The organism is Bradyrhizobium uaiense, from assembly GCF_010811875.1.
Taxonomy (GTDB): Bacteria; Pseudomonadota; Alphaproteobacteria; order Rhizobiales; family Xanthobacteraceae; genus Bradyrhizobium; species Bradyrhizobium uaiense.
Window position 1 is genome coordinate 29,368 of record NZ_VKHP01000011.1, and the last position, 14,345, is coordinate 43,712.

The window sequence follows — 14,345 nt, forward strand, 5'->3', positions numbered from 1 at the left end:
TGATGAGCGAACAAAAGCAATTCCGTCTCGGCCTGGTCGGCTATGGCGAGATCGGCAGCACGTTGGGCGAGGGTCTCCGCGGCGCCGGCCTGCAGCAGATCTTCTGCTACGACAAATATGCTTTCGATGGTCCCTATGCCGATCTGATCCAGAGCCGCGCCAAGGCGGCCGGCGTCACCCTGGTCAAGTCCAACAAGGAACTGGCCGATGCAGCGGAGCTGATCTTCAGCGTCACGCCGGGCTCCGCCTCGCTCGAAAGCGCGGCCGCATTTGCACCCGTGCTCGATGGCCGCCACACCTTCCTCGACTTCGCCTCCGCCACGCCGAAGGTGAAGTACGGCGTGGCCGAGCGGCTGGCCAAGACTAGCGCCACGCTTGGCGACGGCTCCATCATGGGGACACCGAAGCACGGCTATGCGATGCACATGATGTCGAGCGGTCCCGCCGGCCAGCGCGTTGTCGACCTGCTCGTGCCCTGGGGCATGAGCATCGAATTCGTCGGCGACAAGCTCGGCACGGCCTCGGGCATCAAGATCCTGCGCTCCGTGCTGATCAAGGGCATCGAGGCGCTGATCGACGAGACGCTGCTCGCCGCCCGGTCCTATGGCCTCGATGAGACGGTATTGGCCTCGGCCTCGAAGACGCTGACGCGTCCGTTCATGGACACCGTCGAGAGCCTGACGCCGTCGGGCGTGATCCATGCCAAGCGACGCACCGAAGAGGTCGAGATGGCGGCCGAGGCGGTCGAGGATGCCGGCATCGAGCCGCTGATGGCGCGCGCGACGGTGGCGCGGCTGCGCTGGAAGGAGAATCTCGGCCTGAAGGAGCATTTCAAGGGCGTGGTTCCCGAGAACTACAAGATCGCGATCGACGCGATAGTGGCCAAGATGCAGGCCGGGGCGAAGGCCGCCGAATAACGCCGAGAAAACAAAAGCGAGACAACAAAAACGAGACAACAGGGAGAGAGACGTGGCGGCAACTCGAACAGACGTCGACCAGCTCGAGAAAGTGACGATGCGCAGGGTCATCCTGCGCCTCGTGCCGTTCCTGATGATCTGCTACTTCTTCGCCTTGCTCGACCGTGTGAACGTCGGCTTCGCTGCGCTGCAGATGAACAAGGATCTCGGGCTCACGCCTGCGATGTTCGGCTTTGGTGCAAGCCTGTTCTTCGTCTCGTATTTCCTTGTCGAGGTGCCGAGCAACCTTGCTCTCCAGAAGTTCGGAGCCAGGCGCTGGATCGCGCGCATCATGATCACCTGGGGATTGGTGACGGCCTGCATGGCCTTCGTGGCGGGGCCGTACTCGCTTTACGCGATGCGTTTCATCCTCGGCGCGGCGGAAGCGGGGTTCTTCCCCGGCGCAATCCTCTATCTGACCTATTGGCTGCCATCGCAATACCGGGCGCGCATCCTTGCGACGTTCACTGTGTCGATCCCCTTGGCCACCTTCCTTGGATCGCCGCTATCGGTTGGGCTGCTCGAGCTTGACGGCGTGCTCGGCCTGCGCGGGTGGCAGTGGCTTTTCGTCCTGGAAGGACTGCCGACCATTCTGCTGGGCGTTGCGTGCCTGTTCGTTCTGACCGACAAGCCTGCTCAGGCGTCCTGGCTGCCCCCCGAACAGCGCGAATGGTTGACGGGACGCATGGAGGCGGAGGCCGCCTCGCGCAAGCCGGTCGGACATCTCTCGCTCTGGCAGCTTGCCACCAACAAATATTTCCTGGTCATGGCCCTGGTCTGCTCCGGCGCGTCCGCGACCGGCAGCGTGCTGTCGGTGTGGCAGCCGCAACTGCTGAAGTCATTCGGCCTGACCAATTTGCAGACCGGCTTTGTCAACGCGATTCCCTACGGCATTGCGACGGTCCTGATGGTCCTGTGGGGGCGTCATTCGGACAAGAACGGCGAGCGCCGCTGGCACACCGCCATTCCGCTGCTGTTCGCCGCCGGCGGATTCACTGCGCTCGGCATGACCGGAACGGCGGTTGTCCCGACGATCATCATGGTCACGTTCTGCCTGGTGGGCGCCTACGCCTTCAAGGGGCCGTTCTGGGCGCTGTCGGCGAGCTGGCTTTCGACCAGCACGCTCGCGGCGGGCCTTGCCGGGATCAACGCGATCTCCAATCTGATCGGCGGCGGGTTGATGGTGAACGTGGTTGGCCTTGTCAAGGAATGGACCGGTAGCTTCGTGCTCGGGATGCTGCCGCTTGCGCTGCTGTGCGCAGTGGCCGCGACCTGCGTGCTCGTGCTGGGCCGCAACGTCGCGCACGCTGCCGACATGCTGGCGGTGAAATCATGAGCGCGCGCAGCACCACCTCACGGCACGCCATCACCCGGCGCGGCGTCCTTGCGGGCATGCTGGCTGCGAGCACGGGCGCCTGGGCCGGTGGGGTCGAGCAGGCCGTGCCTAACAGCACCGGGTCGGCGCCGGCGCGATTGAACGCGCCTGCGGACGCGTGCGATTGCCATCACCATATTTACGACGGGCGGTTTCCCGTTTCGCCGCATTGGCACCAGGGCTTTCCGCCAGGTGCGACCGTGGCTGATTATCGAAATCTCCAGCGCCGGCTCGGCGCCACCAGGAGCGTGGTGGTGCAGCCGTCGACCTACGGGGTCGACAACAGGTGTCTCGCGGACGCGCTGGGCCAGCTCGGGTCCGCCTCACGCGGTGTTGCGGTCGTCGACACCGACGTCGAGGAAGCAGAGCTCCGTGCGCTGGCCGATGCCGGCGTCTGCGCCATCCGCGTCAATTTCGTGTCTCCGCAAACCTGGGGGACGACAACGCCGGAGATGCTTGTCGCACTCGCCAGGCGCGTCAGCCCGCTTGGCTGGCACGTGCAGATCCTGATGACGGGCGATCAGATCGTCACTCATGAGAAGGTCATCCGCTCGCTGCCCACCAAGGTCGTCATTGATCATCTCGGGCGTATTCCCCAGCCTGATGGCCTCAAGCATCCCGCGTTTGCCGCTGTCCGCCGCATGCTGGATGAAGGCCGCACCTGGGTGAAGGTCACCGAACCCTATGAGGACAGCAAGCTCGGTCCGCCCTACGCAGATTCCAGCGAGGTCGCGCGCGCCTATGTGCGGGCAGCGCCGGAGCGGATCCTGTGGGGCACGGACTGGCCGCATCCGACCCAGCGCGGCACCAAGCCGGATGACGCCTTGCTGCTCGATCTGCTCGCCGACTGGGCGCCGGACGAAGGCGCGCGCCGGCGCATTCTGGTGGACAACCCGGCGCAGCTGTTCGGCTTCTAGGATCTCACCATTTCACTTGCCAAACATCGGAAAGGATAACGCATGTCTGTAGGTTTCAGAATCCTCAAGCGCCAGAGAAAAGTGGCTGCCGACGTCGTCGAACGTTTTGCTAGGCTGCCGGTCGCAAACGTCAGCGACAGCATGTCCCGGATGACAGCGGCGGGCGCGCGGCTTCGGCCGCGGCATCAGTCCGGAGGGATGGCCGGGCCCGCGCTGACCGTAAAGACGCGGCCGGGCGACAATCTGATGCTTCACAAGGCGATGGCGATGGCCGAGCCCGGCGATGTCATCGTGGTCGACGCAGGGAGCGATCTCACCAACGCATTGATCGGCGAGATGATGCTGATGCGCATCATCAAGAGCGGCCTTGCGGGTATCGTGATCGATGGTGCGGTCCGGGATGCCGGCTTCATCCGCGCTCAGACGTTTCCCGTGTTCGCGGCAGGCGTCACCCATCGCGGCCCTTACAAGAACGGACCAGGCGAGATTAACGTCCCGATTGCAATCGACGGCATGGTGATCGAGCCGGGCGATCTCATCATCGGCGACGACGATGGATTGCTTTGCGTGCCATTCGACCATGTTGATGGAGTCCTGAAAGCCGCGACGGCGAAGTACCAGGCTGAGCAGAAGCAAATCGCGAACATCAAGGCCGGAACGCACGATTCGTCCTGGGTTGACAAGGCACTACGCGAGTTGAATTGTGAGGGCCTGGACTGAATGTCGGAATTCGCGATCCGCGCGGGTTGTAGCGAGCAGCAACGAAGCGAGACGTTTCTGGCACGGCGCACGAATTGGCTGAAGTTTTGTTTGAATCTGATCGGGTTCGTGGCGCTTCGGCAGGGTCGTTTCTGGTGCGAAACTGGTGCGAACGCCTGCTCATGCAGCTGAGCCATGCTTGATATCCCAAGGTCCCCATCGCAGGGCTCTCCTCACAATGATCATCATGCGGATCGAATTTACCCTCTCAAGGCTGAAACAGGGGTTCGATTCCCCTAGGGAGCGCCATCGGCAAATTATATCATTGTAACTCCAGCTAGATTTTTGGATTTCGTCCCACCGAAGTTCTTAGTGGGACACCATGTGTACGCTCTACGTTCACCTCATCACTTCAACTTCGCCATAGCGGAATCGGCCGTCCTCTTGCGGTCCGCTGCCTTCGTGTAACGTTCAACCTCTTCCAAGCTCTGATGTCCCGTTACGGCCATAATCTCATGAGGCGTCGCACCGGACTCGGCAAGAGCTGTCGACGTGGCTTTGCGAATGCCATGAGCGGAGCAATGTGGAAGATCAGCTTGGCGGCACCAATCCTTGAATTTGTTTCCGAACCCGTTCGCCGTGAAGGGCTTTCCGAACTGAGTAAGCAGGAAAGTCATGTTGGAGCCGACTTTCGCTGCAGCGATGCTCTTCGCCAGCTCTGGATGCAATGGAATATCGATGTCGATCGGATTGCGATGTTCGTTCTTCGCCTGACGAAAGCGAATTCGACCATCGCGTATGTGCTGGCGACCAAGACGCGGTGCGTCTTCCCGCCGGCCCGTGGTGTAACGTAGCAAGTCCAATGCGAGCCGCGCTTGCGAACCCGGCGGGTGCCTTTCGTAAAACCGTTGAATTTCCTCTGCGGTCCAGGTGTGATGTCCATCAGATCGGTATTTCAGCTTTTTGACTCCGATCGTGGGATTAACAGTCGTTTCCTCAGCTTCGTTGGCCCAAGAGAATAGCGCGCGAAGTGCCTTCACCAGTTGATTGGCCGCAGCAGGTGTTGCTAATTTCGCGTCGCGCATTCTGCGGATGTGGCGAGCCTGCATCATCGCAACTGGCTTGGCTGCGTGTTCGCGCGCAATCTCGTCGAGCGCGCGGCGTTGCCAATTGCGCGTGCTGCCATCCAGAGCTTTGTACGATGCACTCGCGTAGTATCGGATGCAAAGGTAACGAAACGATCCCTTTTTTGACTCATCCGCTTGCCGAGGCGTATCGGGGATTGCTGTCGCGATTGCAGATTGATACTCTTCCATAAAGCCCGGCGTACCTGGCAACGCACGAATGCGCACCTTCCGCTTTCCCGGCATTCGAACGTAGCATCGAACGTTGCCGTGCCGATCGAGGTCCTCGCAAAGATATTTAAGACGTATGCGCATTGTTATGACCCCGGGCTTAGTCCCACGGATTTTCTTCTCCGCTTGCGTCGAGCGCATCAAACGCACAATCAAGCCTCTTAAGATCCCAAATAATTCGACCTCTGATCCTTTTTGGCGCGGGCATCTCGCCGTCGTTGACCAACTTGTCGAATGTCGATGGACTCACGCCAACGTATTCCGCGGCTTGAGCACGTGACAAACCTCGAGGAGGCAACGACGCCGGAAGCATGCTTTGGCGCTGAGTTTGAGGGCTGCTATCGTCGTTCACTTGGTCGATCTCGGATGCAAATCTTCGAATACGGAAGGCTTCGTTTTATTTTGTCGACAATCGAGTCGCTAAAAGCGAAGCCTGTTTCATAATTTGACTCGATCGGAAAAGAGCGCGGCGACGTGCGCGAGCGTCGCGATGGTAAACGTGCGTGTTTGTCTAAGGTCGGGAGAGCGCCGCCCGGCAATAGGGTGCAATGGAAGCGTCTCGAGATATTTCTCAGCCTCGTCGAATGTTTGACGATATTCGACGCGGTATTCGAACCGGGCGACACACTCCTCATCGAAGATGGGGAGACCGTCATCACGGTTTATTCGCCCTGATTCATAATATCGCAATTGCCGGGCTTGAATGGAGATTGCTGCGCTTGGCATCGGGGCGCCAAGTTCGACATCAATACTCAGGTGTGTGGCGATGCCATTTGCATCGGGCGTGGCGTCTGCAAACAGATCAGCAGCCTGTGCCGCGCCTTCGCCAAGCGCAACAATGATAGCCGCAATTGCTTCCTGCAAGGCGTGACCAGCGGCCAACTTGTCGAGATGTTTGAGGGGCCAACTCGCCCAGTCACCACTCAGCGCCGTGGCGGCGAGGCGCGCATACCTTTCGTAATGAACTGCGGTTTCTTTGACGCCTGGCCCGGACAACGGCGTTGCTGCTACAGCGAGAATCAATGCTGAGGCATCGCTGGGCGACCCGCGAGCAGCCCGCCCCCTACCTGTGATCGACCGGTGGCCGGTTGTAACGAGCATTCGATCCTGCATAGCAACCGTAGCTCGGGCGACACCGAGTTGGTCCGAAACCACATCAATGATCTTTGCTGGGGCAACCATCTTGATCTGACTAAAAATCAGATGGGGTAAAATGTCAACTCCATTCGAGTAAAAATCATATGGACAGCTGCTGTTTCATGACCTGAAGGTCATAGGTTCTAATCCCATCCCCCAATAAGGGGCTGTAAGAAAAGCAAAAAATCAAAGGCCCGCTCTTCGGGGCGGCTTTTTGTTTGTTTGGAATCGCCACCGAGTCGCCACGGCGATACCGATGCCGTACTGCGGGTTCGAATCCTGCTCGCTCCTCCACTTTGCCCCGACATTTCGTACTTCGAAACGGAGACAGGTCCGAAAACTCGGCCGTTTTCGTCAATCTTTATGCCCTGGAGAATGCCGGCCGTACTAAAAACAATCGACGAATGGGGCTGGAGAACGCGTTTTTCTCCGAATCCTAGAACATCGGGAATTGGTACAGTACGGCATTCTCGCGAAAAACAAGGCCCTCTTGGGGGCCGGTTTTGAATCTCTCTCCCTCAATCAACAGTCTAGGAAAACCCTGGGTTAGGTGCCTGCAGTTCTGCGATGAGCGGGAGCCCTGCAAGCCGGAGCCTGGCCCTGTCGCCCAGTACGGCTGAAGACCACTTTCTGCTTTCAAGCGTCGGATCGCTTTAAATCCCTACGCAGAACGCGACTGGTCCGATCACGATGGGAGCCCCTGTGAAGCCGCTCTGGGGGGCGCTTGCCTGAGGCTAGCGGTCCGACGTTTTAGTCGAACCGCCGGGGTAAACGAAGAATGGCGTCACTTAAGGCGCCGAAGGTTCGGACTGGTTCGCTGTTGCTGGAAATAGAGCGCCATGTAGTCGCCGTCTGAATGCGAAGGATCGAACCTGAGTCATCCTCCGATGACACCATTGTTATTGACGCCAAATTCGCTCGCTGACGAATATTGAGTGCGGCCTAACGAGTCACCACGATGTGCAAGATGGCATGCTGGCGCTGAAGGTGACGTCCGCTTGCGATGTTGCAGCAAGATTCAGAGATTACCGGAGGGTTGGGGGAAACCGCGAGTCGCCGCCCACGAGGTGATGTCATGCTAGAGACCCTAGTTAGGATATCGGCCGGGATGCTCGGTAAGTCAGGCTCAAGCGCTACTCCGGGAGAAGTGCCGCTTGGGGCAATCCAGGCGAGCGATGCGGGCAGACCCTTGCAATGCGGCTCACAAAGAAGCCAGTCTCTCAAAGACTTGGCTCCGGCCGGCAGCGCTACGTCGTAGATGCCCAGCTCGCAACCTCGCCAGATAGTAGGGTAAGGGGCTCAGAACCCTAAATGGTCACTCGTTGGAGCCAACGCCCGACGAACCAAAGCCGCGATCTCCGCGCCCTTGATCGGGCGAGAACTCATTGATCATCTCGTATTCCGGTCGGAGGAACGGGAGGAAGATCATCTGTGCAATTCGATCTCCTGGCCGAACAAAGATCGAAGGTCTATCCGGAGGATTACGATTCCAAGCAGAGATCATGCAGGCGCCCTTATAATCCGGATCGATCACACCTATCGAATTCCCCAGAACAAGCCCTTCGCTATGTGCCAGACCAGAGCGCGGTACAATGACAGCAAAGACACGCTCGTCGGGGATGTTCAATGCAATGCCTGACGAAATCAGCTGGGGTGAAGCTCCAGGCTTTAGTTCGAGAACATCGGGAATGCATGCGAACAAATCCACCCCAGCTGCCGCGCTTGAGCCGTATCGCGGAAATCCCCAGTTTTCCAGTCTTGGATCGATAACCTTTACCTGCAACTTCATGGAGCATCCTTTCGAGAGTACGCGGAAAGTGTATTATCGATGGGCACCCGAAGAGATTCTGCAATGGCCATTTCTGCCCCCTCATTTGATCAGGGCTTGATACTAGAGAAGTGCAAGAACCATCTTGATTTTCAGCTTTGGCCGATCGAGATGGAAGCTCAGATCGAGCCTTGGCTGGCTAACTTCCTGCCAGATGAGAAGGAGCATGCCTATCATCTTCTCAACTCCTTCTTGTTCTTTTCCGAGCGGATGACGAAGCAACTTTTTTTGTCAGCCGTAAACGATCTCAGCGTGCGCATCCGGAAACCCGGGAGAACAATGAGCGGCGAGAGATCGGCCTGGCGGTCGTTGTTCGACAGTATACTCGTCACGCAGGTCACCGGTGAAGCGCCAAATCCCACCGACAGTGGGAATCTTTTCTCGCGATACGCTAGGGACTTTCTTGGATTTGATGAGGCGCAGATCCTTTCGAACGACGAGGTTCTCCGAGTTTTGCTATCGAATAACCCGCGTCCCGTTATTTTTGTCGATGATTTCGCAGGATCAGGCAATCAGTTTGCGCGAATGTGGAAAAGAAAGCATCAGATCGGCTCGCTCCATATGTCGTTTGCGATGTACGCGTCTAAGCAGCGTGGCGGTTTCTTTGGGTATTGTCCCGCCCTATGCACCCAGTATGGAGCGGAGAACATTGCCAAGGAATGCCCAGAAGTAATCGTTTCGCCCGGCAATCTTCTGACGCCCCAATATAGCGCGATCGCCCCAGACTCGATCATTTGGCCTGACCATCTCCGGCAAAACGCCAGCGAGTTTCTACGTAAAGCGAGCGCCCGTGCAGGTATCCCGGAGGCGGGGGGCTCTGAAGACGATTGGCGTGGCTTCCACAAGTTGGGTCTCTGCATCGCGTTTCACCATGGCATGCCAGACGCGTCTTTGCCTCTATTCAAATGGCAGCAGAACGGATGGGCGCCCCTTGTGAGGTACTCATGACTATTGACCGGCCTCAGCCCGTCGAACAACTAAGTCAGCTGTTTGGGAACTATCGCGCCGAATGGCTGCGTGAGCGCATCTTCGATCTTTTCACCACGCCGGCTTACTTCCCAGAACTCGAAACTCGCAGCCCATGTGTCCTGGTGGGAGGAAGAGGCACTGGAAAGACCACCGTATTGCGCTCGCTTTCTTACGAAGGTCGCGCGGCTTTATCCGAAAAGGAAGGCTCTCCTGCTTCTCAGTGGAACTATTACGGTCTTTACTATCGTGTCGATACAAACCGTGTAACTGCTTTCCAGGGCACCGAACTACCCGAACAAACATGGACTAAACTTTTTGGTCACTACATCAATCTGTTGCTCTGCGGACAGGTGATCCGCTTTCTCAATTGGTACGCGCTACGGTTTCCAGAGCACCCCACACTTTCTACGATGGCTTGCCAACGTGTTGCTCTGAGCCTTCGATTGGGATCAGCAGCTACAATCGTTGATTTCACGGACGAGCTAGAAACTGCTCGGCTAAAATTCGAGGCCTTTCTAAATAACCTATCACCCGACAGCTTGCCGCCCGTTTCGATGCAGGCCGCCCCTGTGGACGAGCTTCTAAGCGCCGTCATCCAGCTACCTCAGTTCGCCAACAAGCATTTTTTCTTCCTGATCGACGAGTTCGAAAATTTTACGGACTCTCAGCAGATCGTGATGAACACTTTCATAAAGCACTGCGGTGCTAATCACAGTTTCAAGATTGGTGTTCGAGAACTTGGGTGGCGAAAGCGATCAACCCTAAATCCAAACGAGCAGCTCAACAGTCCGGCAGATTACATCCGCATCAATATCGCTGAGAAACTGGAAGGCGAAAGGTTCGAGGAGTTCGCAGCACAAATCTGTAACCAACGTCTCGCGCAGCTGGTACTGGACGGTAGCAATAATCCGCTCACGATCCAAGAACTCTTGCCTGGCCTTTCGGAAGAGGAGGAGGCAGAGCGCCTAGGCTTGCCGGAGCTCTTGTCAGAAAAACTCGTCTCAAAGGGGCTGGATCCTCAGTTTTTCTCAATTCAAGGCATCACGCAGCTAGAGGCGTACTTGGCGCTACTATGGGCGGAATGGAGTGACGTGGAGCTTGATGCCATTTTGGACGAACGAACGAAAAGTCCTAAGCAATGGCGCACCCGTCTATCGAACTATCGCCACGCCCTGTTGTTCACGATTAAGAAGGGCAAGGCGGGAATTCGCAAGTATTATGCCGGGTGGCCTACCTTTGTGCAGCTTTCAGGATCGAACATTCGCTATTTGCTTGAACTCGTGGATCGCACGCTTCTCTATCACTACGATAAGGCGGGTCAATTCGGCGCAGCCGTTAGTTGCGAGCATCAAACGATCGCGGCTCAAAATGTCGGAGCCAAAAACGTAAGTGAGTTGGAAGGCCTTTCAGTGCACGGGGCACAACTGACTAAGCTTGTGCTTGGTCTCGGGCGGATATTTCAGGTCTTGGCGTCACATCCACAAGGTCATGCTCCCGAGCAGAATCAGTTTCATGTGACCGAACAGGGCATTCCACCGCAGGAACTCAACGACCTTTTAAGCTCTGCCGTGATGCATCTGGCCCTAGTGAGAAGCAGCGGCACCAAGCTTGCCGACGACGCTGATATCAAGGCTTACGATTACTCGCTTCATCCGATCTTCGCTCCCTTCTTTGTTTTCAGCTATAGGAAAAAGCGAAAGTTGACACTCACTCCGGAACGAATTCTTGGCCTCGTCAAGGAGTCGAAGTCGACCATCAAGGAAATTCTTAAAGACTATGAAGCTGAGCAGGCGTCACCCCTGCCGGAGCAACTCCGCTTGTTTGAGAAGTACTATGACCGAATTGCGTAACAGGCCGCTCTTCACGTCCACATTTGAGAACCCTGGGTCTTTTCGACCAGTTGATGATTCCGCATACGTGTTCGGATTGTTCGAGGAAAGGAGCGAGCATATCCAATCCTGGACGTCTAGTTGCCCATCGGTGCACTTTGTAAAGATTACGAGTCAGGGGCGAACTTCGATCGAGACGGACGCGCAGGGGCTAGGATCGCTTTCACTTCGCAATCAGTCCGATCTTTCGCGACTGTTCGATCATGTACGAAAGAAGCGAATATATCTCGATATCACCGGCTTAAGCCATCACGTCTGGGCTCCGCTGGTGAGGGTAGCGCTGGATAAGAATCTCGATCTGAACGTGGTTTACGTGGAGCCAGCAAACTATAGCTACAGCCCCAGTCCTCGAAAGGGTGAGATTTTCGATCTAAGCGAAAGCATCGATGGAATAGCGCCAATTCCTCTTTTCGCGACCCTTAACGACACGGACGAAGAGAGAGTTTGCTTTATTGCTCTCTTAGGATTTGAAGGTACGCGGTTCGCTTACCTTGTGGAGCAGATCGATCCGCCGGGTGGGAAGATCGTTCCAGTAATTGGTGTGCCGGGATTCCAGTTGGAGTATCCGTTCCACGCTTATATGGGCAATCAGCCAGCTCTCGAACAAACCCGGGCATGGAGAAATGTTCACTTCGCACGCGCGAACTGTCCGTTCAGTCTGTATTACGTGCTCGAAGACATCATGCGTCGATATTCAAGCGATCACATTAAAATCGCTCCGATAGGCACGAAGCCGCATGCCTTGGGCGCTGTCCTGCTGGCCATCACAACGACGACCCGTTCGATCGAGCTTGTTTACGATCACCCGAAGCGAAAACCTAAGCGCACTACGGGCGCTCTTCGTCTTCTCGTGTATGCCGTTTCCGATTTTGTTCGATAGTTGCGTGGTCGGGTTCATGGATAAGCATTACACGCCAAAAGACCTCGCGAGTGCGATCGTGCGCGACCTCGCATGTCGTGCCCCGAAACGAGCAGCCGATTTCGCGGCAGGTGAAGGGAGTCTTCTAAACGCGATCCGCGAGAGATGGCCTAACACGCCGCTGGTGGCCACCGATCTTAGCCAATCAGCAGTGAATAAACTTAGAAAGCGTTTTCGGAACGCCAAGGCAGAGCGTTGCGATTTCCTGGATTCAACATCTCGGTCTCAGGTCGTCTCACTCAGTTCGAATCGCAAAAAATTCTCACTAATTCTTCTAAACCCGCCGTTTTCAAATCGCGACGGCAAGACATGGCCTCAGCAAGTTGGCAGACAGGCTGTTGCCTGCAGTCGGGCTCTTGCCTTTGTGATTGCGAGCCTGCCCTACCTTTCACGCAAGGGACAAGTCGTGGCAATCTTGCCCTCTTCTTGCTTAACCAGCCAGCGCGATGCATCAGCGCGAGCTGCGATACTTGAATCGTATCATATTAGGATTCTGCGCAGTAAGAAGAATGTTCAGTTCGAAAAGTGCAGCGTTGAGGTCGTTGTCATTGCGATCTCTCGCCGCTCCGTGTCGGACGTGTCTCAGTCAGACATCAATAGGCTAGCTGCCCCAAGTGGTGATGTTACAACACAACTAGCAAAAAACTCGATCAACGCATCGATCTTTCGAGGCACGATTCCAATGTCGGGGTGCTCGACAATGCCAAAAGGCGGCATAGCGCTGGTACACACGACGGATCTAAACGAAGGATCGATCAGATTGTCCAGCCTGAGGGTCTCGGCTGAAGTATCGTCCTCAACGACTGGGCCAGCTATCCTGATGCCTCGCGTTGGGCGGCCCAATTCAAAAAAGGTCTGTTTGTACCTGTCATCTGAACGGGTCGCGCTCTCGGACTGCATCCTTGCGGTGAAGTTCAATAGCATCGCTGCGGCAAAACTCGTTTACGCCCTTCTATCGAGTCATGAAAGGCGACTGCTCGACAGCTACGTTGGCTCTTGTGCAAAGTATCTGACGCTCGATGGGTTGCGCCTCATGCTTAATTCTCTGGGTGTCGCGACGGAAGTCTGCCGCGCCGATCAGGCCGCGACCTCAAAACTTGTTGCTTTGGCTCAGTAGCGGAGTTCGCTGTGGTAAACAAAGGTGCCAAGCCGGGAAGCGCGACGCGTCGTCCGACTGTCGAAGCCTTAGAGGTGCTGCTCCAGGAGCCAATTAAGGTCTTGGATCACGGCTTCATCAGGGTGGTCGACTACATGGGCGACGACAAGGCAATCGTCGACGCTGCGCGAGTCTCATACGGTCGAGGCACAAAGACGGCGAGCGAGGATCGCGCGTTAATCCACTATCTCATGCGTCACCACCACACTACTCCTTTTGAGATGGCGGAAATAAAATTTCACATCAAGCTTCCGATCTTTGTTGCGCGACAGTGGATTCGGCATCGGACAGCGAGCGTCAACGAATATTCAGCGCGATATTCGATTCTCGACAAAGAATTTTATCTCCCAACCGAGGACCAGCTGGCTTCTCAGTCGGACGAAAATCGACAGGGTCGAGGCAAAACGCTTTCGTCAACCGAGTCAGCGCAAGTGTTGGGCATTCTGCGACAGGATGCCGAGCGAAATTATGAACACTACGAATGGATGCTGAATGCCGACTCGAAGGATGGGAATAGAGCAGGCATCGCTCGTGAGCTTGCAAGAATTAATCTTACGCTAAACACCTACACGCAGTGGTACTGGAAAATCGATCTACACAATCTTCTGCATTTTCTGCGACTGCGGGTCGATCGACATGCGCAGAGTGAAATCAGACAGTACGCTCGCCAAATGCTTACAGTCGTACAAGCGTGGGTTCCTCAGACTTACGAGGCCTTCGTTGAGCATCGACTCGAAGCAATCAACCTATCAAGAACTGCGACTAGCGTTGTCAGGCGCATGATTAAGGGAGAACAAGTTACTCAGTCGAACAGCGGGCTATCTAAACGCGAATGGCTGGATCTTTTGGCCGGTCTTGCAATAGCGCCTGAAGATGATCGCTAAGGATCAAGCAGCCTGCACCAGTCACTTTTCTGTGTAACGCCGTTGATTCGGTGGAAAGAAAGTGCAAAGGCGATGTTGGTCTGGCCAGCCGATCCTTTCCTGGGCACCTGTGGATGCTGGTTCCATAACATTCGATGGACGAATCCGAGTACGCCGCTTATTGCGCCAGCGAAGACCTCAATCGGGCGGTGACGAGCGCGACCGCCACAGTTGTCTTGTCGCGCCGCCTGCGCTGACGTGAGGACGCGCGCCACGTCCAGA

12 protein-coding genes are annotated in these 14,345 nt (G+C 56.4%); 9 read left to right on the forward strand and 3 right to left on the reverse strand.

Annotated elements, in window-relative coordinates; translation table 11 throughout:
* Positions 1-2 precede the first annotated feature (2 nt).
* From FNJ47_RS05070 to FNJ47_RS05085, 4 genes are read left to right on the forward strand one after another with little or no spacing between them, the layout of a single operon-like run.
* Positions 3-917 carry an NAD(P)-dependent oxidoreductase gene (locus tag FNJ47_RS05070; RefSeq protein WP_163151248.1) on the forward strand — a complete coding sequence of 305 codons (915 nt, stop codon included), beginning with the start codon at positions 3-5 and terminating at the stop codon, positions 915-917.
* Between the two features lie 52 nt (positions 918-969).
* The gene (locus FNJ47_RS05075; protein ID WP_347341610.1) at positions 970-2,292 is read left to right on the forward strand and encodes an MFS transporter; all 1,323 of its coding nucleotides are present in this window, start codon (positions 970-972) and stop codon (positions 2,290-2,292) included.
* The gene (locus FNJ47_RS05080; RefSeq protein WP_165445543.1) at positions 2,289-3,248 is read left to right on the forward strand and encodes an amidohydrolase family protein; all 960 of its coding nucleotides are present in this window, start codon (positions 2,289-2,291) and stop codon (positions 3,246-3,248) included. The genes FNJ47_RS05075 and FNJ47_RS05080 overlap by 4 nt, the downstream gene beginning before the upstream one ends.
* A gap of 42 nt (positions 3,249-3,290) precedes the next feature.
* Positions 3,291-3,968, forward strand: coding sequence for an RraA family protein (locus FNJ47_RS05085; RefSeq protein WP_163151250.1), 678 nt, complete (start codon positions 3,291-3,293; stop codon positions 3,966-3,968).
* 386 nt (positions 3,969-4,354) lie between these two features.
* On the opposite strand, the gene FNJ47_RS05090 is transcribed toward FNJ47_RS05085, so the two are convergent.
* From FNJ47_RS05090 to dut, 3 genes are all read right to left on the reverse strand, one after another.
* Positions 4,355-5,299 (reverse strand): tyrosine-type recombinase/integrase, encoded by a 945-nt coding sequence (locus FNJ47_RS05090; RefSeq protein WP_347341611.1) that lies wholly within the window; start codon positions 5,297-5,299, stop codon positions 4,355-4,357.
* 441 nt (positions 5,300-5,740) lie between these two features.
* The gene (locus tag FNJ47_RS05095; RefSeq protein WP_163151252.1) at positions 5,741-6,325 is read right to left on the reverse strand and encodes a hypothetical protein; all 585 of its coding nucleotides are present in this window, start codon (positions 6,323-6,325) and stop codon (positions 5,741-5,743) included.
* Positions 6,326-7,754: 1,429 nt separating this feature from the next.
* Positions 7,755-8,228 carry a dUTP diphosphatase gene (dut, locus tag FNJ47_RS05100; RefSeq protein ID WP_163151253.1) on the reverse strand — a complete coding sequence of 158 codons (474 nt, stop codon included), beginning with the start codon at positions 8,226-8,228 and terminating at the stop codon, positions 7,755-7,757.
* Positions 8,229-8,291: 63 nt separating this feature from the next.
* Between dut and FNJ47_RS05105 the strand changes: the two genes are divergently transcribed.
* The 5 genes from FNJ47_RS05105 to thyX are packed head-to-tail and all read left to right on the forward strand — an operon-like array spanning position 8,292 to position 14,084.
* Positions 8,292-9,215, forward strand: coding sequence for a phosphoribosyltransferase-like protein (locus tag FNJ47_RS05105; protein ID WP_163151255.1), 924 nt, complete (start codon positions 8,292-8,294; stop codon positions 9,213-9,215).
* A complete protein-coding gene (locus FNJ47_RS05110; protein WP_163151257.1) occupies positions 9,212-11,086 on the forward strand; it encodes an ORC-CDC6 family AAA ATPase in 1,875 nt (624 codons plus the stop codon). The genes FNJ47_RS05105 and FNJ47_RS05110 overlap by 4 nt, the downstream gene beginning before the upstream one ends.
* Positions 11,070-12,005, forward strand: a complete 936-nt coding sequence (locus tag FNJ47_RS05115; protein WP_163151259.1) for a hypothetical protein — start codon at positions 11,070-11,072, stop codon at positions 12,003-12,005. Before FNJ47_RS05110 ends, FNJ47_RS05115 begins: the two co-directional genes overlap by 17 nt.
* A 16-nt stretch (positions 12,006-12,021) precedes the next feature.
* Entirely contained in the window at positions 12,022-13,161 is a 1,140-nt protein-coding gene (locus FNJ47_RS05120) for a methyltransferase (RefSeq protein WP_163151261.1), read from the forward strand.
* 11 nt (positions 13,162-13,172) lie between these two features.
* On the forward strand, positions 13,173-14,084 hold the full coding sequence (gene thyX, locus FNJ47_RS05125) for an FAD-dependent thymidylate synthase (protein WP_163151263.1): 912 nt from the start codon (positions 13,173-13,175) through the stop codon (positions 14,082-14,084).
* Positions 14,085-14,345 lie beyond the last annotated feature (261 nt).